The organism is Ornithinimicrobium avium (assembly GCF_003351765.1).
GTDB classification, from domain to species: domain Bacteria; phylum Actinomycetota; class Actinomycetes; order Actinomycetales; family Dermatophilaceae; genus Ornithinicoccus; species Ornithinicoccus avius.
Map to the genome: position 1 here is coordinate 851215 of NZ_CP031229.1, position 22043 is coordinate 873257.

The window sequence follows — 22043 nt, forward strand, 5'->3', positions numbered from 1 at the left end:
ATGACCGGACGCGAGCCCGTCCAGGAGCGCGACCTGCGCCCGGACCAGACCACACCCTCCTCGACAGAGGTATCCACGCTCGTCCAGGAGCCTGCCGGCGGCGAGCCGTCGCCGGCAGGGCGTCCCGGCCCCAGGCGGGAGCGGGCGCGAGTCGCGCTCCCCCGCTTCCGGGGCGCGCAGATCGCCCAGCTGGACCGGACGATCATCCAGGTCGTGCCGCCGCTGCTCATCCTGGCGGCGATCATCGCCGTCATCGCCGACCCCGACGGGGCCGCCCGCGTCATCGGCAGCATGCGGACCTGGGTGACCTCCGGCTTCACCTGGTTCTTCGTCCTGTACTCGGTCATCGCCGTGGCGCTGTGCGTCTGGCTGTCCGTGAGCAAGGTCGGCTCCGTGCGGCTCGGCGGACCCAAGACCAAACCGGTCCACGGCCGCTTCGCGTGGTACTCCATGCTCTTCGCGTGCGGCCAGGGCATCGGCCTGATCTTCTGGTCCGTCGCCGAGCCGGTCATGCTGCGCGAGGGTGCACCTGTCGTCCCGGCGGGCGACTGGCTGCCCGAGGCAGGCATGGTCTGGACCTACTTCCACTGGGGCCTGACGGCCTGGGCGATGTACTGCGCCGTGGCCGTGTGCCTGGCCTACTCCCACCACAACCTGGGCAAGACGCTGACCTTCCGCGAGGCGACGGTCGACATCCTGCCGTTCCGCATCCAGCGCCCGGCCGGTGTGGTCATCGAGCTCCTGGCGATCATCGCGACCGTCCTGGGACTGGCGACCAGCTTCGGCTTCGCGTCGCTGCAGTTCACCTCCGGGCTGACCTCGTTCACCCCGCTGGAGTCCTCCCCCGTCGTCTGGTTCGGCGTCATCGTCGCACTGGGCCTGTTCGCCGGCATCTCCGCCTTCCTCGGCGTCAACAAGGGCATGAAGCGCGTCAGCGAGACGAACTCGATCCTGAGCATCGTGCTGGTCGTGGGCGTGCTCGTCTTCGGCCCCACCATCTTCATCGTCTCCACCATGGTCCAGACCTTCGGCAGCTTCGTGCAGTACTACGTGCCGATGAGCTTCTGGACCGATGCGCCCATCGCCGCGAACGCCCTGAGCACCTGGCAGGACTCGTGGAACGGCTGGTGGACCGTCTTCATCTGGTGCTGGGTCATCGCCTTCTCCCCGTTCGTGGCCGGCTTCATCGCCCGCATCTCCCGGGGTCGCACCATCCGCGAGTTCGTCATCGGCGTCACCGTCATCCCGTCCCTGATCGTCATGATCTGGGTCGCCGTGGTCGGGGCCGCCGCGCTGAAGTACGACGACCAGACCAACGGGTCGATCTCCGCGGACGTGGCCGCCGACACCTCCAGCGGGCTGTTCTCGATGCTCGACATGATCCCGTGGATGGGCGGCCTGCTGCTCGTCGTCGCGACGGTCCTGGTCGCCACCTACTACGTGACCAGCCTGGACGCCGGCACGCACGCCCTGGCGGAGTTCGTCTCGGCACCCAAGCAGAGCGGACCCTGGTTCCGCGTCGTGCTCGTGGTGAGCATCGCGGCGGTGGCGGTCATCCTGCTCTCGATCGGCGGCACCGCCGTCGTGGACACCGTGCAGACCGGCACGATCATCGGCGCCTTCCCCTTCTCCTTCGTCCTGCTCCTGATGTTCGCCAACCTCGTGCGCCGGCTCCGCCAGCGCGACAAGGCCGTCAAGCGGCTGGAGAAGGAGGTCAACGACCCCCGCAGCAGGCCCGGCGACGACGACCTGATCGCGCAGAACCTCGTCCCGCAGGAGCAGGAAGGATGAGCGAGGTCCAGCTCTCGCGCACCGACGCCCACCGCTTCAGGGAGTGGTTGGCAGCGGGCCGTCGTGCGGTGATCCTGCCCACCGGGGCGCTCGAGCAGCACGGTCCGCACCTGCCGATGGGCACCGACGGGATGCTGTCCGGCCACCTGGCCGCGGCGGTGGCCCGCGAGGTCGGTGCCCTGGTGGCCCCGGCGTTCACGTTCGGCTACAAGTCGCAGCAGAAGTCCGGCGGCGGCGACCACCTGACGGGGACCACCAGCCTGGACGCCGGCACGCTCGTCCAGCTGGCGCGCGACGTCGTCGGGTCCCTCCTGCGGCAGGGGGTGACCTACGTCGTGGTGCTCAACGGGCACTACGAGAACTACCAGTTCCTCTACGAGGGCATCGATCTGGCGCTCCGGGACCACGGCGTCGGCACGGACGACGAGCGGTGCGTGCTGCTGCTGTCCTACTGGGACTACGTCTCCCAGGAGAGCCTCGACGCGGTCTACGGGGACGCCTTCCCCGGCTGGGACGTCGAGCACGGCGGCGTCCTGGAGACCTCGCTGATGCTCCACCTCGAGCCGGACCTGGTCCAGCTGGACCGCGCGGTCGACCATCCACCGGCGCAGCTGCCGAGGTTCGACCGGCTGCCGGTCGTGCCGGGACGCACGCCGGAGTCGGGGTGCCTGTCGCCGCCGACGGGCTCCACCGCCGAGCACGGGCGGATGCTCCACGACCAGGTCGTACGCGACCTCGCCGCCGACCTACGCAGAGAACTGTCCCTGTAGGAGCACGGCTTCCATCGCAGCGGCCCCCGCGCACCCGGCGCGGTGCCCCGAAAGCACCAGACCGAGATCGAAAGGCCCACCATGGACTCCACCGACCACGCGCACTCGCTCAGCGGGCAGCCGCGCCTCAACGAGGGCAGCGGCGCCACGAGGGCGACCCGCCGCAAGGTCATCGCGGCAAGCTTCATCGGCAACTTCACCGAGTGGTTCGACTACGCGGTCTACGGCTACCTGGCGGTCGTCATCGCCAGGGTGTTCTTCCCCGAGAGCGAGCACGCCCTGCTCCAGACGTTCGCGCTGTTCGCGGTGTCGTTCCTCGTCCGTCCCCTCGGCGGCTTCTTCTGGGGCGGTCTGGGTGACCGGGTCGGGCGCAAGAACGCGCTGGCCTGGTCGATCCTGCTGATGGCTGCCGCGACGTTCTGCATCGCCCTCATCCCCGGAGCGGCCACGATCGGCGTCGCGGCCCCGATCCTCCTGCTCGTGTTCAGGGTGATCCAGGGCTTCTCCGCCTCCGGCGAGTATGCCGGAGCCTCCGCGTTCCTGGTGGAGTACGCGCCGCCCAGCAAGCGCGGCATGTACGCCGCGGTCGTGCCCGCCAGCACCGCCGCGGGCCTGCTCTTCGGGTCGCTCCTCGTCACGTTGATGTATGCGGTGCTGACCGGTCCGCAGATCGACAGCTGGGGATGGCGGGTGCCCTTCCTGCTCGCCGGGCCGCTGGGCTTCATCGGGCACTACATCCGCACCCGCCTGGAGGACACGCCGGAGTTCCGCAAGCTCGTCGCCCAGGACGTGGCCGTGGAGGCGCCGACCAAGCAGCTGCTCGTCAAGCACTGGCGCACCGGCGTCATCGCCTCGGGGGCCGTCCTGCTCAACGCCGTCGGGTTCTACGTGATCCTCAGCTACATGCCGACCTACCTGTCCAGGGAGCTCGGCGTCGGCGAGACCCAGTCGTTCCTGGCGACCACGGCTGCCCTGGTGACCTACATCGGTTTCATCTTCGGCACCGGTGCCCTGTCCGACCGTTTCGGCCGTCGCCCGATCCTGCTGACCGCCTCCGCGCTCTTCGTCGTGTTCACCGTGCCGGCCTTCCTCCTGCTCGACCCCGACACCTTCCTGCTGGTCGTGCTCATCCAGGTCGTGCTCGGTGGGATGCTGTCGTTGAACGACGGGACGCTGCCCTCGTTCCTGGCCGAGCTCTTCCCGACGAACGTGCGCTACAGCGGGTTCGCGGTGAGCTTCAACCTCAGCAACGCCCTCTTCGGCGGCACCGCACCCTTCGTGGCCACCTGGCTCATCGGCGTCACCGGCAGCGTCCTGGCGCCCGCCTTCTACCTCTCGGCGGCAGCTGTGGTCTCGGGCATCGCGGTGCTCGTGGCACGGGAGACGAGCAAGGAGGCGCTCAGGGCCACCTGACACGCCGACCGACGCCCCGACCCTGCCCCCGCGGGCATCCGCCCGGCACAACGGGGGCCCGCTCCCAGACGAGGAGGACAGGTGTGAGCCCAGCCAGGAACGATCCTCGGTCAGGGTCGGCCATCTCGACCATGATGGCGGTGCTGCGCTGCTTCGACAGCGAGCACCGCCATCTGGGCGTCGTCGAGATCGCCGAGCAGACCGGCCTGCACAAGAGCTCTGTCTCACGGCTGATGAGCACTCTCGAGCTGGAACGGCTCGTCGAACGTGATCCGGTGACCCGTCGCTACAGCCTCGGTCTGGGTCTGCTGTCGGTGGCCGGGACCCTCCTGGCGGACCTGGACGTGCGACGCACCGCCTACCCGGTCCTCGTGGAGCTGGAGGCCCGCACCCACGAGTCCTCCTCGCTCATGGTGTGGTCCGAAGACCAGGCCCTGTGCGTGGAGCAGGTGCCCAGCTCCCGGACGATCAAGCACACCACCGCCATCGGCACCGTCTACCGGACCACGGCCAGCTCCTCGGTCCTGGCCCTGCTGGCCCACCGGCCCCCCCGCGCGGTCGACGAGATGCTCGGGCGTGGCCTGCTGCGACTGCAGGGGCACGGCTCGCCGGCCGAGGTGCACGCGACGCTGGAGCAGGTGCGCAGGGACGGGGTCTTCGTCAACGACGGACTGACCGACCCTGCCGAGGTGGGGGTCAGCGCCCCCGTCCTGGACCACCGCGGGGAGACGGTCGCCGCGGTGCTCGTCGCGGCGCCGCGCTACCGCGTCGACCAGGCGGCGCTGGCCACCCTGGTGGACGACTGCCTCTGGGCGGCGCAAGCCGTCAGCGCGGCACTGGGGTACCGGCGTGAGGGCCACGACGGCGTCGGGGACACCGTCCAGGAGACGGAGACGGCGGCGCCGCTCGGCGCCGGCTGACGGCGTCGAGCGGCGCGGGGCTGCTGGGTCAGGTCGTGCTCAGCGCCACAGCGGCCGGGCGGCGGGGTCGGAGAACTCCTGCATCCCGTCGAGCAGCCAGCGGACCAGGTGCTCGGCGAAGGACGACCGGGGCAGCACCCGGAAGGTGTCCTCCTCGACCCGCCACACCACCGCCGGGACCCGCCCGACCGTGGTGGCGAAGGCGCGGCCTGCCGGCCAGGCCGAGGTGTGCAGGTCCATCGTGCAGCTCTTGGCCAGCACCGACGCGGCCCACGGGCCGCTGAGCTCCAGCGTGGTGCGGTTGCTGCTGACGTCCACTGCCTGGCCGCGGTCGGTGCCGACCCGGTCCGCGAGCTCCTCGCCCGCGGCCACCGGGTCGAGGGTCCCGTCCGGGCTCCAGGTGAGGAACTCATCGGGCGCGATCCAGAGCACGTGCCGCTCTCCCGCGGACGTGACCTCGCCGGCGGCGGTGGGCAGCGGGCAGCCGAGCGCCTCCTCCACCCGCCGCGCCGCAGCACTGCCCGGCTCGGCGCGCAGGGCCGTCATCACGGCGAACGGCACCTCGCGCAGCGCCACCTGAGCGGTGGACCCGGCGGTCATGTCCTGGGCCAGCCCCTGGGCCGGGCTGCGCCGCAGCTGCGCCACGCCCGGGCCGGCGGCGCCCGCGTCCTGTTTCGTGGTCTCAGCCATCGCGGCGAGCTCCTTCCTTGTCGTAGACCACCGTGTCGGCGATCTCGCACTCGACGGGTGCGCCGGCGACGACGGCGCTGATGCGCTCACCGACCCGGTCCTGCCCGCTCTTGACCAGCGCCAGCGCGAAGGGACGACCCAGCGCCTGGCTGTGATAGCTGGAGGTGACCCAGCCGACCATCGGCACCGGACCCTCCGCAGGGGTGAGCGGGGTGCCCGCCTCGACCAGCTGGGTGCCCTCGGGCAGGAAGGTCGAACCGTCCACGGCGTGCACGCTGACCCACTGCTTGCGGTCCGCGTCGGCGTGCGAGAGCCGCTGGTGGGACCGCATACCGACGAAGTCCTTCTTCTTCTTGGACACGATCCAGCCCATGCCCAGGTCCTGCGGCGTGACGGTGCCGTCGGTGTCGTGCCCCACGATCGGGAAGGCCTTCTCCGCCCGCAGCACGTGCATGGTCTCGGTGCCGTAGGGCGTGATGCCCAGGTCGGCCCCGGCCGCGGCGACCAGCTCCCAGGTCGCCAGGCCGTACCAGCTGGGCACGTTGATCTCGAAGGCCAGCTCGCCGGAGAAGGTGATCCGGCAGATGCGGGCGTCGATCCCGTCGGCCAGGGTGGTGTGGCGCAGCTCCATGAAGCCGAAGCCCTCCTTGGACACGTCGAGGTCCGGGGCCACCCGGGCGACCACGTCGCGGGACCGGGGCCCGGCCACGGCGATCGTCGTCCACTGCTCGGTCACCGAGGTGCAGGTGACGTCGAGCTCGGGCCACTCGGTCTGGCTCCACTCCTCCAACCAGTCCAGCACCTTCGCGGCGCCGCCGGTGGTGGTCGTCATGAAGAACCGGTCCTCGGCCAGCCGTAGCGTGACACCGTCGTCGAAGACCATGCCGTCGGCGCTGCACATCATGCCGTAGCGACCCTTGCCCACCGGCAGCTGCAGGAAGGCGTTGGTGTAGAGGCGGTTGATGAACTCGGCGGCGTCGGCACCGCGGATCTCGATCTTGCCCAGGGTGGAGGCGTCCATGAAGCCGACGTTCTCCCGCACCGCGCGGCACTCGCGCGCGACCGCGGCGTGGAGGTCCTCACCGTCCTGCGGGTAGTACCAGGGCCGCTTCCACTGACCCACGTCCTCGAAGAGCGCACCCTGCTGCACGTGCCAGGGGTGGACCGCGGTGTGCCGGGCTGCGTCGAGGAGGTCGCCGCGGTGCCGGCCGGCGAGGGCCGCGAAGGCGACCGGCGTGTAGGGAGCACGGTAGGTGGTGGTGCCGATGTCGCCGGGACCGGTCGGCCGGCCCAGGCCCTGCACGCCCTCGGCTCCGTCGTGGGCGAGCAGCCTGGCGACCAGGCCGCTGGTGACCACGTTGCCGGTCTTGCCCTGCTCGGCACCGGTCCCGATCGAGGTGTAGCGCTTGACGTGCTCGATGTTGCGCATACCGGCGCCCAGCGACCGGAGCACGTCGGCGACGGTGTTGTCCCGGTGCAGGTCGAGGAAGTGGGTGTCCCAGGACCCGTCCGGGGACGCCACGGCCCACAGCTCGCGGACCGGGCCGCACGCCTGCTGCCGCGCGGCCTCGCCCACGCCGTCGCCGACGGGCTCCTGGCCGCCGGCTGCCCAGCGCCCCGCCCCGGCACCCTCCTGGATGCACAGGTCGGTGGCGTAGGTCCCCCGGAGAGCACCTGCCGGGGCCTGGTCTCGGACGTCCGGCACCGCGACGAAGCCGCCCAGGTCGCTGACCCAGGTGGTCGCGCCACGGCGCTGGGAGTGCAGGTGCACGGTCGGGGACCAGCCGCCCGAGACGGCGAGCAGGTCGGCCGGCAGCGTCTTTGTGGACCCGGACGGCTCGCCGTCCTCGCCCAGCGGCGCCACGACGACCGAGGCGACGCGCTCATCGCCCTCGACCTGCACGACCACGTGGCTGAGCAGGACCTCCAGACCCTCGCTCTGCGCCGCCGCCGCCACCTCGCTGGCCGTGGCCCGCGCGTCGACGACGCGCACCTCGGCACCGGCGTGCGCCAGCTCCCGGGCGGTCGCGTAGGCGCTGTCGTTGGTGGTGGCCACGACGGCCTGCTGCCCGGGGAGCACGCCGAAGCGGCCCAGGTAGGTCGAGACCGCCGAGGCGAGCATGACTCCTGGTAGGTCGTTGCCGGCCAGGACGAGGGGGCGCTCGGTGGCGCCGGTGGCGAGGACCACCCGACCGGCGGTGATGCGCCATACCCGCTGGCGGGAGATGCCGGCCGGCACCGTGGCCGGGTCGAGGTGGTCGGTGCGCCGTTCCAGCGCGAGCAGGTAGTTGCTGTCGTAGGAGCCGACGACGGTGGTCCGGGTGAGCACGCTCACCCCGGCCGCCGCGAGCTCTTCCTGCGCCTGGCCGACCCACGCCGGGGCGGGGACGCCCTCGACCTGCTCGCCGGGGTGCGAGAGCAGCCGGCCGCCGAGCAGCGGCTCGCGCTCGGCCAGGACCACGCGGGCGCCGGTCGCCGCGGCCGCCAGGGCGGCCGACAGACCGGTCGGCCCGGCACCGACGACCAGGACGTCGCAGTGCACGTTGACGGCGTCGTAGAGGGCGGTGTCCGGGGTCGGGTCGAGCACGCCGATGCCGTCCTCGAAGGTGACCTCCAGCCCGTCGCGCACCTCGACCTGGGTGGCGGGCAGCATCGACTCGTGCGTCCCGCCGCCGGCACCGTGGACCCGGACGAAGGCGTTGGGCTCGTCGGCGTCGGCGGTGAGCACGCCGCGCGGGCGGCCCCGGTAGATCGAGTCGCCCACGCGCACACGGCCGGACGCCAGCAGGGCGGAGGCGACGGTGTCTCCCGGGTGGGCCGCCAGCTGCTGGCCGTCGACGGTGATGGTCAGCGTGCTGCTGCGCTCGACCACGCCGCCCTCGGCGGTGCGGCTCGGTGACTGGGCCATCTCAGGCCTCCTTCGTCTGCTCGGTGGTGGTGCTGGCCGGGACGTCGGGGACGACCGGCGCGGGAACGAGGTCGGCGTGCTCGGCGGGCGGCTGCGCGCCTGCCGGGTAGACCGCGGAGATCTCGTTGGTGAGGGTGTCGCGCACGACGTTGAACCACTTGCGGCACCCGGCGCTGTGCACCCAGCGCTCTGCGTGGGGGCCGCGGGGGTTGGCGCGGTGGAACAGGTAGCGCGCCCACTGCGCGTCGGACAGCGCGGACGGGTCGTCGGGGTAGGCCACGTGGGCCTGGCGGCCGTAGTGGAACTCCTGCTCGTGGCGGGGTCCGCAGTGGGGGCAGGTGAGGATGAGCATGGGGTGACTCCTCGTCAGTGGGCGACCGCGGCGGCGCCGTGCTCGTCGATGAGAGCGCCGGTCTCGAAGCGCTCGAGGCTGAAGGGTGCGTTGAGCTCGTGCGGCTCACCGGTGGCCAGGGTGTGGGCGTAGGCCAGCCCGGCGGCCGGGACTGCCTTGAAGCCGCCGGTCCCCCAGCCGGCGTTGACGAACAGGTCGTCCACCGGGGTGGTGCCCATGATCGGGCTGGCGTCCATGGTCACGTCGACGATGCCGCCCCAGGTGCGCAGGACGTGGGCCCGGGCGAAGATCGGGAACAGCTCGACCGCCGCGGCCATCTGCTCCTCGATGACGTGGAAGGAGCCCCGCTGGCCGTAGCCGGTGTACTGGTCCACCCCGGCACCCATGACCAGCTCGCCCTTGTGCGCCTGGGAGACGTAGACGTGGATGTGGTTGGACATCACGACCGTGGGGTGCACCGGCTCGAACAGCTCGGAGACCAGCGCCTGGAGGGGGTGGGACTGGATGGGCACCTCGATGCCGGCCAGCTCGGCCAGCGGGGAGGTGCTGCCGGCCACGCACAGGGCGACCCGACCGGCGTTGATCCGGCCCTGCGTGGTCTCCACGCCGACGACCCGGTTGCCGTCCTTGACGAACCCGGTGACCTCGCAGTCCTGGATCAGGTCGACGCCGAGCTCGGCGGCGCGGCGGGCGTAGGCCCACGCGACCCAGTCGTGCTTGGCGATCCCGGCGCGTGGCTGGTAGGTCGCACCGAGCACCGGGTAGCGCAGGTTGTCGGTGTTGACGATCGGGCAGACCTCCCGGACGCCGTCGGCGTCGAGGAACTCCGCGTCCACGCCGTTGAGCCGGTTGGCCTCGACGCGGCGGACCGACTCGCGCACGTCCTGCAGGCTGTGCGCCAGGTTGAGCACGCCGCGCTGGGAGAAGAAGACGTCGTAGCCCAGCTCCTCCTCCATCCCCTCCCAGAGCTTCAGCGCCGCCTCGTACATGGCCGAGGACTCGTCCCACAGGTAGTTGGAGCGGATGATCGTGGTGTTGCGGGCCATGTTGCCGCCGCCGAGCCAGCCGCGCTCGACCACGGCCACGTTGGTGATGCCGTGCCGCGCGGCCAGGTAGTAGGCGGTCGCGAGCCCGTGCCCACCACCGCCGACGATGACGACGTCGTAGGAGCTCTTCGGCTCGGGGTTGGCCCAGAGGAAGTCGGGGTGCTCGGGCAGTGCCCGGGGGTCGAAGCTCATGACAGACCGTCCGTGAGGGTGGGGTAGAGGGGGAAGCGGTCCGCGAGTGCGCGGGTGCGCCGGCGCTGTTCGCCGAGCGTGTCGGCGTCGTCGTGGAGCAACGTCTGGGCGATGACGTCGGCGACCTCCTCGAAGGCCGGCCGGTCGAAGCCGCGGGTGGCCAGCGCCGGGGTGCCGATCCGCAGGCCGGAGGAGACCATCGGCGGGCGGGGGTCGAAGGGCACGGTGTTGCGGTTGATCGTGATGCCGACCTCGTGGAGCCGGTCCTCCCCGACCCGTCCGTCGAGCTCGCTGTCGCGCAGGTCCACCAGGACCAGGTGGACGTCGGTGCCGCCGGAGACCAGGCTGACCCCGGTGGCCGCGACATCGTCGGCGAGCAGGCGCTCGGCCAGGGCCTGGGCCCCGTCGAGGGTCCGGCGGGCGCGGTCCACGAACTGCTCGGTGCCCGCCAGCTTCAGCGCGACCGCCTTGCCCGCGATGACGTGCTCCAGCGGGCCGCCCTGCTGGCCCGGGAAGACCGCGCTGTTGATCTTCCTGGCCAGCTCCTCGCGGCACAGGATGATGCCGCCGCGGGGGCCGCCGAGGGTCTTGTGCGTGGTCGTGGTGACCACGTCGGCGTAGGGCACGGGGCTCGGGTGCAGACCGGCGGCCACGAGGCCGGCGAAGTGGGCCATATCCACCATCAGCGTGGCGCCGACCTCGTCGGCGATCTGCCGGAAGCGGGCGAAGTCCAGCTGCCGGGGGAAGGCCGACCACCCGGCGACGATCGCCTTCGGCCTGGACTCGCGGGCGATCCGGGCGACCTCGTCCATGTCCAGCAGGTGGGTCTGCGGGTCGACGCCGTAGGGCACCGGGTTGTAGAGCTTGCCCGAGAAGTTGAGCTTCATGCCGTGGGTCAGGTGGCCGCCGTGGTCCAGGGACAGGCCCATGAAGGTGTCGCCCGGCTGGAGGAGCGTGGAGAGCGCGGCGGCATTGGCCTGGGCGCCGGAGTGCGGCTGCACGTTGGCGTGCTCGGCACCGAAGAGCGCCTTGGCGCGGTCGATGGCGAGCTGCTCGACGACGTCGACGTGCTCGCAGCCGCCGTAGTAGCGGCGCCCCGGGTAGCCCTCCGCGTACTTGTTGGTCAGGACCGAGCCCTGGGCCTGCAGCACCGCGACCGGCGCGAAGTTCTCCGAGGCGATCATCTCCAGGGTCTGTTCCTGGCGGTCGGCCTCCAGCCCGATCGCCTCGGCGATCTCCGGGTCCAGGGTGGCCAGGTCGGTCGCGAGACTCACGTCCGCAGCGAGTGTCATCTTGGCGCCTCTCTTCATCGACAACTGATATATGAGATGTCGGGTAGTGTGTGGCAGGTACGAGCCTTTGTCAACTCCCGCCCTCGCCCAGCGCGTCGTCGGGACCGGAGCAGGAGGAGGACACCGTTGGGTCCCGACACCCTCAGCGCCACCGCCGCACGTCCCGACCTGTCGATGGCGCAGCAGGCCTACCTGCAGCTGCGCGAGCGTCTGGTGATGCTCGACATCACGCCCGGGGAACCGCTGAACGAGCAGGCTCTCGCCGCCGAGCTCCAGGTCGGCCGGACCCCGCTGCGCGAGGCGATCAAGCGGCTGGAGACCGAGCACTTCCTGGTGACGTTCGCCCGGCGGGGCACCTTCGCCACCCGCGTGGACCCGACGGCGCTGGCCGAGATCAGCGAGGTGCGGCAGGCGCTGGAGCCGCTGGCGGCCCGCCGCGCCGCCCGGCTGGCCGACCGGTCCGGACGCGAGGACCTGGAGGCGATCCGCACCGCGCTGCTGGCCCTGGACCGGACCAGCACGCCGCGCCGGCACATGGAGATGGACGTCCAGGTCCACACCACGATCTACGCGCTGGCCCGCAACAGCCACCTGGAGAGCTCGCTCACGCACTTCCTCTTCCTGGCGATGCGGATCTGGTCGGCCGCGGTGCGGCGGCTGGAGGACGTCAGCAGCCACGTCGCCGAGCACGTGCGCCTGATCGACGCCGTCGCCACCGGCGACGAGGACCTGGCGGCACGCCTCATGCTCGAGCACATGGAACACTTCGAGGACGCCATCCGGCGGGTGCTGTAGCCGCTGCCCGCCCTCTCCCCGGGGGCACCGGCGCGTCCCTCGTGCCGTCGTGCGCCCGGTGCGGGACACTCGACCCATGGCACTGGAGCTCCCCTGCCCCTACTGCGGCACACAGATGTATGCCGAGCACGCGCACAACCGCTGTCCCCGCTGCCGCTACGTCGAGCCCTGCTGCGACGGTGCCCCGATCGGCGCGTGCGAGGTGCGCGTGCGGCGCACGACCGATCCCGACCTGCGCGTCGGCTGACCCCCGGTGCCCGGCCCCGCGACGGACACCGGGACGGTCCGCGTCGAACGCACGGAGCTCGGTGAGACCCTCGTCCTTGACCACCCGGCGCGCCGCAACGCGCTCTCCCTGTCCATGTGGCGCCAGCTCGGCGCCCTCGTCCGCGACCTGCCCCCGGGCGCTGCTCCCCTGTACGTCGTGGGCACCGGCGGCTACTTCTGCTCCGGGGCCGACCTGGACGCCCTGCGGCACGCACGCACCGCACCGGAGCACGCGGTCGAGTTCGTGCACGCGGTGGTCCGCAGCCTGCTCGCCCTCCACCTGCTGGAGCGTGAGGTGGTCGCCGTCGTCGAGGGCGGCGCCGCGGGCGGCGGGGTGGAGATCATGGCCGCCTGCGACCGCCGCGTCGCCGTCGGCGCACCCTCGCTGGTCTTTCCCTTCGGCCAGCACGGGATGGCGCTGGACGGCTTCACGCGGTCCCGGCTGGAGCAGCTCGTCGGGCCAGCACAGACCGAGAGGCTGGTGCACGGCCGGCACGTCGTGGGCACCGAGGAGGCCGTCACGCTCGGCCTGTTCGACGCCCGGGTGGACAGCCTCGCCCAGGTCCTCACCACCGGTCCTCGGCGCGCCGGGACGGACCGCCGGGGGGCGACCACCCCGAGCTATGCGGTGGGGCCCGGCGGCCTCGACGACGCTGTTCTCGGGGCGGCGGCCTCGATGCTGACGGCCTTCCCTTCCCACCTGCCCCGGTCCTGAGCCTGCGGCGGCAGGCGCAAGGGACGCGCACGGGCAGGGGCTGTCAGGCGTGCCTGGCACACTGCGGTGATGGCGGGCCAGCAGGGCGCAGAGCAGGACGACGAACGGCCGAGCATCAGCGAGCTGAGGGAGCGCATGCTCGGACTCGTGCCGCGCATCGGGACCGGCTGGCCCTCCCTGGACGCCATCTCGGGCGGGATCCCGTCGTCGCGGTCCACCGTGGTGCGCGGCCCCAGCGAGCTGCGCCTGCAGGTGCTGGCGCGGATGGCCGCCTGGGCCGCGGGCGAGGGCTACCCGACGGTGATCTGCTCGCGGGCACGCACGACCGACGAGCTGTGGCTGGCGGTCGGCGCCGGTGGCCTCGGCCTGCCGCCGGACGCCCTGCTGTCCACCTCGACCCACGACGCCTGGGTGGACGACCGGCTACGCGTGCTCGACCTGCGCGTCCTCGGCGGCAACGCCGCACCCGAGGCGACGGGCAGGGCGATCACCGAGCGGATGCCGGCGCTGCTCATCGTGGACGAGTTCGCGACCTGGGACGAGGACTGGGTCACCGCCCTCGACCCACGCTTCGGTCGGCTCGACCTCCAGCAGTGGCCGCGCAGCAGCGGGTGCGCGCTCGTGCTGGGCATGGACGGGATGCACGACTTCTCCGAGCACCTCTCGCGGGGTGTGTTCACGCTGCGCCTGGAGCCCGACGACGACCGCACGCGCGTGCGGCTGGGCGCCTACGGCCACCACTCCCGGGACCACCGCACCGTCCTGCTGCGCGACGGGTTCCTCGAGGCCCCGGCGCCGGGTGCCCGCTACCTGCGGCGCGGCAACGTCGCCAACACCTGGGAGGACCGCTCCGAGCAGGAGATCTCCTCCTTCGCCGAGGCCCTGGGCGGCGAGCCGGTCAGCATGCTGTGGGAGCCGGAGGAGAACGGCGAGCAGCCGCCGGCGACCTGAGGCGGGTCTGCAGACCTCTCGGCCGGCTCGGTCCCGGTCCTCGCGGATGTCGCCGGGCCGCAGCCCGCTCAGGCGTTGCGGGTGATGCTCAGCACGAGTCCGACCGGGACGCTCACCACCACCACCGCGAGCACCACCCGGTAGGCCCAGCCGAGCAGCGGGTGGCGCACCCGGAGCACGGCCACCAGCGCTAGCAGGAGCGCCACCACGAGCAGCACCCCGCCCACGACCACCACCGCCGAGGACCCCGCAAGAGTGCCGCCGAGCACGCCGGCGTTGCCGGCGACCCAGGCCAGGACCTGCGCGGCGGCGGCGCGGGACGGGACGCGGCGCGCGGTCAGCCAGGTCTGCGCCGCGCCGACCGCCACGGAGGCGACGCCGCACACCAGCACCAGGTAGGCCGCCGCCCAGCTCCCGTGCGCCAGGCCGAGCGGGGCGGTCACCGCCGCGACGAGCCCACCGGCGACGACGGACAGGGCGCCGAGGACGAGCATGGCCAGGTCCCAGCGCTGCGGCGCGGCTGCCGGTCGGGAGACCTCGGTCGCGGTCGTCATGCCCCCATGATTCATCGCCACCCCGCCGCCCCGAACAGGGGGTCGGTGCTCAGAGGGCGCCGACGCGCAGGCTCAGGGTCCTGGTCTCGCCCGGCGCGAGGAGCACCCCGGCCGGGTCGCTGTTGAAGGCGTCCGGCGGGCAGGTCATCGGCTCCACCGCGGCCCCGCGCCTGCCCAGCGGGTCCGCCGTAAAGACCTGCACCCACGGGGCGTCGCTGGACAACCGCACGCCCCCGACCCCCGGGTGGGAAAGCTCGACGGCCCACTCCCCCGGCGGCAGGTCGGTGAAGGCGTTGTCGACCACCCGCGGGCCGACCACGCTCGGTCCGCGCAGGTCGAGGTCGCCGTCGACGGGCACCAGCCGGGTGGGGGTCGAGCGGTCGTCGGTGAGCAGGACCCTCCCGGCGGGGACCACGAGCGTGCACTCGTCGACCGGTCGGCCGCAGGTCAGGTAGGGATGGGTGCCGATCCCGAACGGCGCCGGGTCGCGACCCTCGTTGGTGCCGCTGAGGGTGACGATCAGGCCCTGGTCGTCGAGCACGTAGCGGGCCCGGCACACCACGTCGAACGGGTAGCCGTAGGTCGCCGGCAGGTCCAGCTCCAGCGTCGCCGCCGCGCCCGACGACCCGACCACCGTCCACGGGGCGAAGGCGCCGTAGCCGTGCAGGGCCGCCCCGGTGGCCCGCTCGTTGACCGGGAGGTCCAGGACCCGGCCCCCCACGGCATACCTGCCCCCGACCACCCGGTTGGGCCACGGGACGAGCGTGCGGCCGCGATAACCCTCCCCCAGCACCGCCGGGCCGGTCGGCAGGACGAGGTCGCGACCACGGTGGGTCAGCCCGTGCAGGGTCGCGCCGACGGCGCCCACCCGCGCCTCGTAGTCGCCGGCGGCCAGGCTGGTCACGGTCCCGTTGACGCTCATCGGCCCATTCTCTTACGTCCGCACGAGCGGTGGGTGCACCGGCCTACGGGAGGCGCAGCTCCACCGGCAGGTCCTCCAGCAGCCGCAGCCACAGCTCGGAGGCGGTGGGAAAGCTCGGCACGGCGTGTCGCAGCAGGTGCACGGGGAGCTTGCCGACGATCGCCACGGTGGCCGCGTGGAGCAGCTCGCCGGCCTCCGGCCCGACGAAGGTCGCGCCCAGGACGCGCCCGCTGCCGCGGTCGACGACCAGCTTGGCCCGCCCGCTGACGTGGTCGCGCAGCAGCGCACCGCCGGTGGCCGCGTCGAAGGGCACCTCGCTCGTCACCACGTCGTGGCCCGCCTCCTGCGCCTCCGCCTCGGTCATGCCGACCGAGGCCACCTGCGGGTCGGTGAACACCACCTGCGGCACGGGGACGTCGTCGGGCACCGGCTCGACCGGGCGGTCGGCCGCCTCGGCGGCCAGCCGCGACCCGAGCAGACGGGCCTGGTACTTGCCCCAGTGGGTCAGCGGCGGGCCCCCGCTCGCGTCGCCGATGGCGTGCAGCCAGTCGGGCAGCCGCCCGTGCGTGACGTCGTCCCGGGACAGTCCGACCGCCTCCAGGCCGACGTCGTGAAGGAGCGGGCGGCGACCGGTCGCCACCAGCAGCTCGTCGGCGGACAGCTCCCCGTCGCCCGTCTCCAGGACGACCGGACCTCCGTGCACGCGCCCCACCCCGGTGTCCCGGGCGTCCTTGCGTCGGCACGAGCTCGCCTCGGTGCCGAGCCGCACCTCCACGCCCTGGTCGCGCAGCGCACCGGCCACGAGCTCGCCGACGAACGCCTCCTGGCCCCCCAGCAGCGCCGACCCGCGAACGAGCATGGTCACCCTCGCTCCCAGGGCCGCCAGCCAGGTCGCCGCCTCGCACGCCACGACGCCGCCGCCGACCACCAGCAGCGTGCCCGGCACCTCCTTCAGCCCCGTCGCGTCGTGGGACCCCCACGGCAGGGCGTCGCGGAAGGTCTCGGGCACGAGCGGCTCGCTCCCGGAGGCGATCACCACCGCACGGCGCGCGGTGAGCCGCCGGCTCCCGCCACCGCGCTCGACCTGCACCTCACGCTCCCCCACCAGCCGGCCGTGGCCGCGCACGAGGGTGATGCCGGCGCCCTGCGCCCACTCCACCTGCTCGGCGTCGTCGTAGCCGGACACCCAGGTGTCCCGCCGCTCCAGCAGCGCGTCCTGCTCGAGGCGGCCGGACGTCATACCGTGCAGGTCGGAGCCGGCGCCGACGAGCGTGACCGGACGCAGCAGTGCCTTGCTCGGCACGCACGCCCAGTAGGAGCACTCGCCACCAAGGAGCTCGCCCTCGACCAGCACCGCGCTCAGCCCGCCCTCCACGGCGTACTGCGCCACGTTCTCGCCCACCGGCCCCCCGCCGATCACGACCACGTCGGTCTCCTCCCTCGCGCCGGGCTCCTGCTCGTGGTCCGTCGGGCTCATCCGACCACGGTAGGACGTGCCCGTCACCCCCGCAGCCCGGAGGGTGGGCGTGGGCGGCCGAGGCGGCGTCCCGGCTACGGTGTCGGCATGGACCTGCCACGTACCGACATCGATCCCGACGGCCTGCTGGAGTACTCGGTCGTCTTCAGCGACCTGTCCCTCAACCACATGTCGAAGCGGTTCGTCGCCGTGATGCAGCAGCTGGTCGAGGTGCTCCGCACGACCTACAACGCGGACTCGGTGGCGCTCGTGCCCGGCGGCGGCAGCTACGGCATGGAGTCGGTGGCCCGGCAGCTGGCGAACGACGAGCGCTGCCTGGTCGTGCGCAACGGGTTCTTCTCCTACCGCTGGTCCCAGATCCTGCAGATGGGCGGGATCACCGAGGACGTGACCGTCCTCACCGCCCGTCCGACGCAGGACACCCACCCCTCGCCGTGGGCGCCGCCCCCGGTCGAGGAGGTCCTCGCCGCGATCGCCGAGCAGCGCCCGAAGGTCGTCCTCGCCGCCCACGTCGAGACCGCCTCGGGCATCCTGCTCCCGGACGACTACGTGCGGAAGGTGGGCAGGGCCACCCGCGAGGCCGGCGGCCTCTTCGTCCTCGACTGCATCGCCTCCGGTGCGCTGTGGGTGGACATGAAGGACCTCGCCGTCGACGTGCTGATCAGCGCCCCGCAGAAGGGCTGGAGCGGCACGCCGGGCACCGCTTACGTCATGGTCGAGGAGCGGGCGCGGGAGGTGATCGGGGCCACCACCTCGAGCAGCTTCGTCACCGACCTGAAGAAGTGGCTGACGATCACCGACGGCTACGCGGAGGGCAAGCACGCCTACCACGCGACGGTTCCGACCGACACGATCGTGCACAACACCGAGCTCATGCTCCTGGCCCGGCAGCGCGGCCTGCCGGCCCTGAAGGAGGCGCAGGTCGAGCTGGGCACCAAGGTGCGCGCGCTGCTCGCCGGGCGCGGGTTCCTCTCGGTCGCCGCCGAGGGGTACGGCGCTCCCGGGGTGGTCGTCGTCCACACCGACGACCCGGGCCTGCGCTCGGGGGCGAAGTTCGTGGAGGTCGGGGTGCAGGCGGCCGGGGGCGTGCCGCTCATGTGCGGCGAGCCGGAGGACTTCTCCACCTTCCGCCTGGGACTGTTCGGGCTGGACAAGCTGGCCGACGTGGACGGCACGGTCGCGCGGCTCGCGGCAGCGCTGGACCGGGTCGAGGCTCTCTGAGGCATCTGAGGCAGGCGGGCGACCGCCTGCCGAAAGGACGCCGGGCGCACGCCGTGCTCAGCGCCGGCCGAGCATCCCCTTGACGTACTCCGCCTGGCCCAGGTGCTTGGTCGCGTCCGCCAGGACCGAGAAGACACGGACGCCGAGGGTGACCGGCGGGTCCCAGCGCTCGTCGACGACCCGCCCGTAGTCCTGCGCCGCCAGCCCCTCGAGGAGGCGGACCGTGCGGGCGTGGACGGCGGCGGCATACCCCACGAGCAGGCCGGGGTCCTCGACCGCGAAGGCGGCGACCTCGTCCGCGTCCTGGCCGAACCCCACCGATCCGTCCGGGTAGGGCAGTCCGAAGCGGGCGCTCCAGCCCTGCGCGGTCCACGCCTGCTCCTGCTCGGCGACGGCGGACAGCTGGGCGTCCTGCTGGCGGGCGAGGTGCCAGAGCAGCCAGCCCACCGGGTTGGCGCCGGCGTCCGGGCGCCACCGCAGGTCTGCGGTGGACAGCCCGTCGAGGACCGCCTCGACGCCCTCGGGGATCCGCCCGAAGCCGTCGAGGAGCAGGGCGCGGGCGGGGTCCTCCGTGCTGGTGGTCATCCCCCGATCCTCCTGCTCGTGGGCGCCCGTCTCAACCGCACGTGCGCAGCCGGCCTCGACGGACCGTCGATAGGCTGCTGCGGTGAGCCGCATCTTCAGCACCAGCTTCGCCTCCGTCTACCCGCTCTACGTCAGCAAGGTCGAACGGAAGGGGCGGACCCGGGAGGAGCTTGACGAGGTCATCAGCTGGCTGACCGGCTTCGACCCGTCGGAGCTGGCCCGGCACCTCGAGGCGGGGACGACCTTCGAGGACTTCTTCGCCGACGCCCGGCTCAACCCGGACGCCTCCCTCATCACCGGGGTGGTCTGCGGGGTGCGCGTCGAGGAGGTCGAGGACCCGCTCATGCAGAAGATCCGCTACCTGGACAAGCTCGTCGACGAGCTGGCCCGGGGCAAGGAGCTGGCGAAGGTCCTGCGCTCCTGAGCTCTTCGGCGCACCCGAGGGCGCCGGTCTCGTCAGGGCAGCGGCGCCGGGGCGTCCTGCGGCTGGTCCAGAGCCTCCTGCGGGAAGAGTCGCTCCCGCTCGGCCGTGATGACCAGCCGGGCCAGGTCGGCCTCGCTCACGTCGACCGCCTCGGGCGCCGCCTGCGCCGTCTGGCTCACCCGCGCGAACCGGTGGAAGATCTCGCTCTTGCCCGAGAGGATCTCCACCATCCGCTCGTCCACGCTGTCCTCGGCGAGCAGCCGGTGGACCTGCACCGACTCCAGCTGGCCCATCCGCCGCGCCCGCGCCACCGCCTGCCACTCCATGGTCGGCTTGACCTGCGGCTCGCAGATCACCACCACCGAGGCCGCCTGGATGTTGAGCCCGACGCCGCCCGCCTGGATCTGGGCGACGAGGACAGCGCCACCCTCGGCGGCCGAGAACTCATCGACCATCGCCTGCCGTTGGGCGGGCGGCACCGAACCGGTCAGCGGCCCGAAGACCCGGCCCGGCACCGCGGCGGTGACGTGCAGCAGCACCTCGCGGAAGTAGGAGAAGACGAGCACCCGTCGCCCGTTGGCCTCGGCCTCCTCCACGATCTCCACCAGCCGCTCCAGCTTGGCCGACCGCGGGCCGGACCGGAAGGCCGCGCGGCGCATCGCCATGAAGCTGCCCTGGGCGACCGCCTCGCTGTAGGCCCGCTCGTCCGCCCTGCTCAGGTCCAGCCACTCGTCCACCTCGACCAGCTCGGGCAGCTCCAGCAGCACGTCCTCGGCGTTGCGCCGCAGGTAGACCGGCGCGACCGCCCGGCTGAACTCCAGCGGCGTGCGCTCCTCACCGTCCAGCAGCTCGGGGCGCAGGTGGCCCACGAGCGCGGCGAACTCGCCCAGCCGGTTCTCCAGCGGCGTCCCGGAGAGGAGCACGACGTACTCCGTGCGGGCCGCCAGCCGCCCGACCCGCTCGGAGCGGGCGGCACCGGGGTTCTTGACGTAGTGCGCCTCGTCCACGACGAGCCCGTCGAGCTCGAAACCGTCGAGGTCCGCCCAGATCCGGCCCAGGGTCGCGTAGGTCGTGACGGCCACCCCTCCCTCCGCGCGCCACTGACGCAGGGCATGGTCGCGCCCGGTGCCGTGCACCTTGCGGGCGGCCAGCCCGGTGCGCAGCGTCACCTCCCGCACCCAGTTGGTGACCACCGACGCCGGGCAGACGACGAGGAACCAGCGGCCGCCCTCGGCGGCGCGGTGGGCCAGGACGGCCAGCGCCTCGATCGTCTTGCCCAGGCCCATCTCGTCGCCGATGAGCACCTTCTTCTGGACGAGGGCGAAGCGGGCGCCGAAGCTCTGGTAGCCGCGCAGCGAGACGCGCAGGTGGGTCCCGTCCAGCTCCTGGCGCCGCACCGCCTCGACGACGTCGTCGGGCAGCTCGCCGTAGGTGCCGGTCTCCTCGGCCAGGCCCAGCTCGGACAGCAGCGCGAAGTAGTCCGACGGCCGCCGGACGAAGTCCGCCCACGGGTCGCCGCGGCGCACGTCCGCCAGCGCCGCCGCGAGCTCGGCCGCGCGCTCGGGCAGCGGCAGGAGCAGGTCGAGCAGGTCGCTGGCGTCCGATCCCCCGCTCAGGACCACCAGGTGGGAGCTGCCGGGCGCGACCTGCCCGGCGAGCGGGCCCAGCGCCTGGGCGAGGGCGAGGAGGTCCCTCGCCTTGGCAGCCTGGCGGAGCACCTCCCAGGTATGGAGTGCAGCCAGCAGCTGCTCCGCCTCCGGCGTGCGGTCCTGCGGGTCCAGCCTGACGGAGGCGTCCGCACGGGCGAGCCCGCGCAGCGACTCGGCGGCACCGACCATGCGGCGGGCGGTGAGCTCTCCGACCCCGGGCAGCCGCTCGAGCGCCTGGCCCGCCTCGAGGACCGCGCGGACGGTGGTGATGCCGGCGTCGGCGAGGGCGCCGACCCGCAGCCGCTCCCGGGTCACGGTGCGGAGGCGCTCCACCGGCATCGCCTCCAGCAGGCGCAGGACGGCGGCGTCGCGCACGGCCTCCCCCGCGGCGGTCGCGGACGCCCGGGCGTGCTGCTTTCTGGTGAGGAGCGAGGCGAGCAGCGCCACGGCCTCCGGCAGCCGGGCCAGGCCGGGGACGTCCACGACCTGCTCGTGGGCCGTGGGCGGCCCGAGGCGGTCGCGCAGCCCGGCCCGGGGCGAGAGGGCCTGGTCTGGCGCGAGGGGCAGGGCCGGCTCCCGGCCCTGGGCGTCGAGCCGATCGAGCAGCCGCTGGTTGCGCTCCGAGGCCCAGCTCCGGTGGCCCTCGAGGAGCCGCTGCGCGGCCTGCGTCGCCGCCTCCCGTCGGCGACGGGAGGTGAACAGGCGACGCACGGGGCCGAGGGCCCTGATCTCCCGGGAGGCGCGCGGGACGTCCTCGGCGAGCTCGTGCAGGAGCCGGTCCTCCGCGGCGGTGAGGTGCATGAGGGTGGCGGCGGCCGAGAGGCGGCCCAGCCGCATACCGTCCTCGGGACCCAGCGGCAGGACGCGCCAGCGGGGTGCACCGGGCGGGTCGACGACGCAGAGCCTGCCCGTCAGGACGGCTGCCGCCTCGTCGGCGGCGTCGTGCGTCGCCTGCCGGTAGGCGGCGACCCGGCGCGCGACCGGTGAGAGCCGCTCCCCCGCCTCCACGGCCTCGTGCAGCCGTTCCCGTTCCTCCCGCTCCATGTCAGGGCGACCCTATCCCGCCCGACCTCGGCGACGACTGCGGTCACGCCAGACGCTGATGACCC

General features: G+C 73.0%; 20 protein-coding genes. 10 read left to right on the forward strand and 10 right to left on the reverse strand.

Features of this window, described 5'->3' with window-relative positions; all coding sequences use genetic code 11:
* From DV701_RS04020 to DV701_RS04035, 4 genes are all read left to right on the forward strand, one after another.
* Positions 1-1791, forward strand: coding sequence for a BCCT family transporter (locus DV701_RS04020; protein WP_114927168.1), 1791 nt, complete (start codon positions 1-3; stop codon positions 1789-1791).
* Positions 1788-2561, forward strand: coding sequence for a creatininase (locus DV701_RS04025; RefSeq protein ID WP_114927169.1), 774 nt, complete (start codon positions 1788-1790; stop codon positions 2559-2561). Before DV701_RS04020 ends, DV701_RS04025 begins: the two co-directional genes overlap by 4 nt.
* A gap of 81 nt (positions 2562-2642) precedes the next feature.
* The gene (locus DV701_RS04030; RefSeq protein WP_114927170.1) at positions 2643-3974 is read left to right on the forward strand and encodes an MFS transporter; all 1332 of its coding nucleotides are present in this window, start codon (positions 2643-2645) and stop codon (positions 3972-3974) included.
* 83 nt (positions 3975-4057) lie between these two features.
* The gene (locus DV701_RS04035; RefSeq protein ID WP_114927171.1) at positions 4058-4894 is read left to right on the forward strand and encodes an IclR family transcriptional regulator; all 837 of its coding nucleotides are present in this window, start codon (positions 4058-4060) and stop codon (positions 4892-4894) included.
* A gap of 39 nt (positions 4895-4933) precedes the next feature.
* Here DV701_RS04035 and DV701_RS04040 read toward each other — a convergent pair whose 3' ends face one another.
* Genes DV701_RS04040 through glyA form a run of 5 tightly spaced genes read right to left on the reverse strand, consistent with a single transcriptional unit; the run spans position 4934 to position 11374 of the window.
* Positions 4934-5584, reverse strand: a complete 651-nt coding sequence (locus DV701_RS04040) for a sarcosine oxidase subunit gamma (protein ID WP_114927172.1) — start codon at positions 5582-5584, stop codon at positions 4934-4936.
* Positions 5577-8492 (reverse strand): 2Fe-2S iron-sulfur cluster-binding protein, encoded by a 2916-nt coding sequence (locus DV701_RS04045; RefSeq protein WP_114927173.1) that lies wholly within the window; start codon positions 8490-8492, stop codon positions 5577-5579. Before DV701_RS04045 ends, DV701_RS04040 begins: the two co-directional genes overlap by 8 nt.
* 1 nt (position 8493) lies before the next feature.
* A complete protein-coding gene (locus DV701_RS04050; protein ID WP_114927174.1) occupies positions 8494-8844 on the reverse strand; it encodes a sarcosine oxidase subunit delta in 351 nt (116 codons plus the stop codon).
* A 14-nt stretch (positions 8845-8858) separates the two neighbouring features.
* Positions 8859-10082, reverse strand: coding sequence for a sarcosine oxidase subunit beta family protein (locus tag DV701_RS04055; protein ID WP_114927175.1), 1224 nt, complete (start codon positions 10080-10082; stop codon positions 8859-8861).
* Positions 10079-11374 carry a serine hydroxymethyltransferase gene (gene glyA, locus DV701_RS04060; protein WP_114927176.1) on the reverse strand — a complete coding sequence of 432 codons (1296 nt, stop codon included), beginning with the start codon at positions 11372-11374 and terminating at the stop codon, positions 10079-10081. The genes DV701_RS04055 and glyA overlap by 4 nt, the downstream gene beginning before the upstream one ends.
* Before the next feature lie 126 nt (positions 11375-11500).
* Here glyA and DV701_RS04065 point away from each other — a divergent pair, with 126 nt between their 5' ends.
* The 4 genes from DV701_RS04065 to DV701_RS04075 all read left to right on the forward strand — a co-directional run bounded on the left by DV701_RS04065 (position 11501) and on the right by DV701_RS04075 (position 14102).
* Positions 11501-12169, forward strand: a complete 669-nt coding sequence (locus DV701_RS04065) for a GntR family transcriptional regulator (RefSeq protein WP_324616617.1) — start codon at positions 11501-11503, stop codon at positions 12167-12169.
* Positions 12170-12245: 76 nt separating this feature from the next.
* Positions 12246-12416 (forward strand): hypothetical protein, encoded by a 171-nt coding sequence (locus DV701_RS18110; protein ID WP_162802777.1) that lies wholly within the window; start codon positions 12246-12248, stop codon positions 12414-12416.
* Positions 12417-12422: 6 nt separating this feature from the next.
* Positions 12423-13151 (forward strand): enoyl-CoA hydratase/isomerase family protein, encoded by a 729-nt coding sequence (locus DV701_RS04070; RefSeq protein ID WP_114927178.1) that lies wholly within the window; start codon positions 12423-12425, stop codon positions 13149-13151.
* A 69-nt stretch (positions 13152-13220) separates the two neighbouring features.
* Positions 13221-14102, forward strand: coding sequence for a hypothetical protein (locus DV701_RS04075; protein ID WP_114927179.1), 882 nt, complete (start codon positions 13221-13223; stop codon positions 14100-14102).
* Positions 14103-14170: 68 nt separating this feature from the next.
* On the opposite strand, the gene DV701_RS04080 is transcribed toward DV701_RS04075, so the two are convergent.
* From DV701_RS04080 to DV701_RS04090, 3 genes are read right to left on the reverse strand one after another with little or no spacing between them, the layout of a single operon-like run.
* On the reverse strand, positions 14171-14656 hold the full coding sequence (locus DV701_RS04080) for a hypothetical protein (RefSeq protein ID WP_202863626.1): 486 nt from the start codon (positions 14654-14656) through the stop codon (positions 14171-14173).
* Between the two features lie 49 nt (positions 14657-14705).
* A complete protein-coding gene (locus DV701_RS04085; protein ID WP_114927180.1) occupies positions 14706-15578 on the reverse strand; it encodes an aldose-1-epimerase in 873 nt (290 codons plus the stop codon).
* A gap of 43 nt (positions 15579-15621) precedes the next feature.
* The gene (locus DV701_RS04090; RefSeq protein WP_114927181.1) at positions 15622-17055 is read right to left on the reverse strand and encodes a dihydrolipoyl dehydrogenase family protein; all 1434 of its coding nucleotides are present in this window, start codon (positions 17053-17055) and stop codon (positions 15622-15624) included.
* 87 nt (positions 17056-17142) lie between these two features.
* On the opposite strand from DV701_RS04090, the gene DV701_RS04095 reads away from it, so the two are divergent.
* Complete coding sequence (locus DV701_RS04095; protein ID WP_114927182.1) at positions 17143-18276, forward strand: aminotransferase class V-fold PLP-dependent enzyme; 1134 nt, start codon at positions 17143-17145, stop codon at positions 18274-18276.
* A gap of 57 nt (positions 18277-18333) precedes the next feature.
* On the opposite strand, the gene DV701_RS04100 is transcribed toward DV701_RS04095, so the two are convergent.
* Positions 18334-18861, reverse strand: coding sequence for a mycothiol transferase (locus DV701_RS04100; protein ID WP_114927183.1), 528 nt, complete (start codon positions 18859-18861; stop codon positions 18334-18336).
* Positions 18862-18943: 82 nt separating this feature from the next.
* Here DV701_RS04100 and DV701_RS04105 point away from each other — a divergent pair, with 82 nt between their 5' ends.
* Entirely contained in the window at positions 18944-19285 is a 342-nt protein-coding gene (locus tag DV701_RS04105) for a DUF2200 domain-containing protein (protein ID WP_114927184.1), read from the forward strand.
* 32 nt (positions 19286-19317) lie between these two features.
* Here the strand turns inward: DV701_RS04105 and DV701_RS19085 are convergent, their stop codons facing one another.
* Entirely contained in the window at positions 19318-21978 is a 2661-nt protein-coding gene (locus tag DV701_RS19085) for a DEAD/DEAH box helicase (RefSeq protein ID WP_114927185.1), read from the reverse strand.
* Positions 21979-22043: the final 65 nt, after the last annotated feature.

Bases quoted from the DNA above. Each gene is read 5' to 3' on its own strand.
- DV701_RS04020 (WP_114927168.1), top strand. From the start codon at position 1: ATGACCGGACGCGAGCCCGTCCAGGAGCGCGACCTGCGCCCGGACCAG.
- DV701_RS04025 (WP_114927169.1), top strand. From the start codon at position 1,788: ATGAGCGAGGTCCAGCTCTCGCGCACCGACGCCCACCGCTTCAGGGAG.
- DV701_RS04030 (WP_114927170.1), top strand. From the start codon at position 2,643: ATGGACTCCACCGACCACGCGCACTCGCTCAGCGGGCAGCCGCGCCTC.
- DV701_RS04040 (WP_114927172.1), bottom strand. From the start codon at position 5,584: ATGGCTGAGACCACGAAACAGGACGCGGGCGCCGCCGGCCCGGGCGTG.
- DV701_RS04045 (WP_114927173.1), bottom strand. From the start codon at position 8,492: ATGGCCCAGTCACCGAGCCGCACCGCCGAGGGCGGCGTGGTCGAGCGC.
- DV701_RS04050 (WP_114927174.1), bottom strand. From the start codon at position 8,844: ATGCTCATCCTCACCTGCCCCCACTGCGGACCCCGCCACGAGCAGGAG.
- DV701_RS04055 (WP_114927175.1), bottom strand. From the start codon at position 10,082: ATGAGCTTCGACCCCCGGGCACTGCCCGAGCACCCCGACTTCCTCTGG.
- glyA (WP_114927176.1), bottom strand. From the start codon at position 11,374: ATGACACTCGCTGCGGACGTGAGTCTCGCGACCGACCTGGCCACCCTG.
- DV701_RS18110 (WP_162802777.1), top strand. From the start codon at position 12,246: ATGGCACTGGAGCTCCCCTGCCCCTACTGCGGCACACAGATGTATGCC.
- DV701_RS04075 (WP_114927179.1), top strand. From the start codon at position 13,221: ATGGCGGGCCAGCAGGGCGCAGAGCAGGACGACGAACGGCCGAGCATC.
- DV701_RS04080 (WP_202863626.1), bottom strand. From the start codon at position 14,656: ATGACGACCGCGACCGAGGTCTCCCGACCGGCAGCCGCGCCGCAGCGC.
- DV701_RS04085 (WP_114927180.1), bottom strand. From the start codon at position 15,578: ATGAGCGTCAACGGGACCGTGACCAGCCTGGCCGCCGGCGACTACGAG.
- DV701_RS04090 (WP_114927181.1), bottom strand. From the start codon at position 17,055: ATGAGCCCGACGGACCACGAGCAGGAGCCCGGCGCGAGGGAGGAGACC.
- DV701_RS04095 (WP_114927182.1), top strand. From the start codon at position 17,143: ATGGACCTGCCACGTACCGACATCGATCCCGACGGCCTGCTGGAGTAC.
- DV701_RS04100 (WP_114927183.1), bottom strand. From the start codon at position 18,861: ATGACCACCAGCACGGAGGACCCCGCCCGCGCCCTGCTCCTCGACGGC.
- DV701_RS19085 (WP_114927185.1), bottom strand. From the start codon at position 21,978: ATGGAGCGGGAGGAACGGGAACGGCTGCACGAGGCCGTGGAGGCGGGG.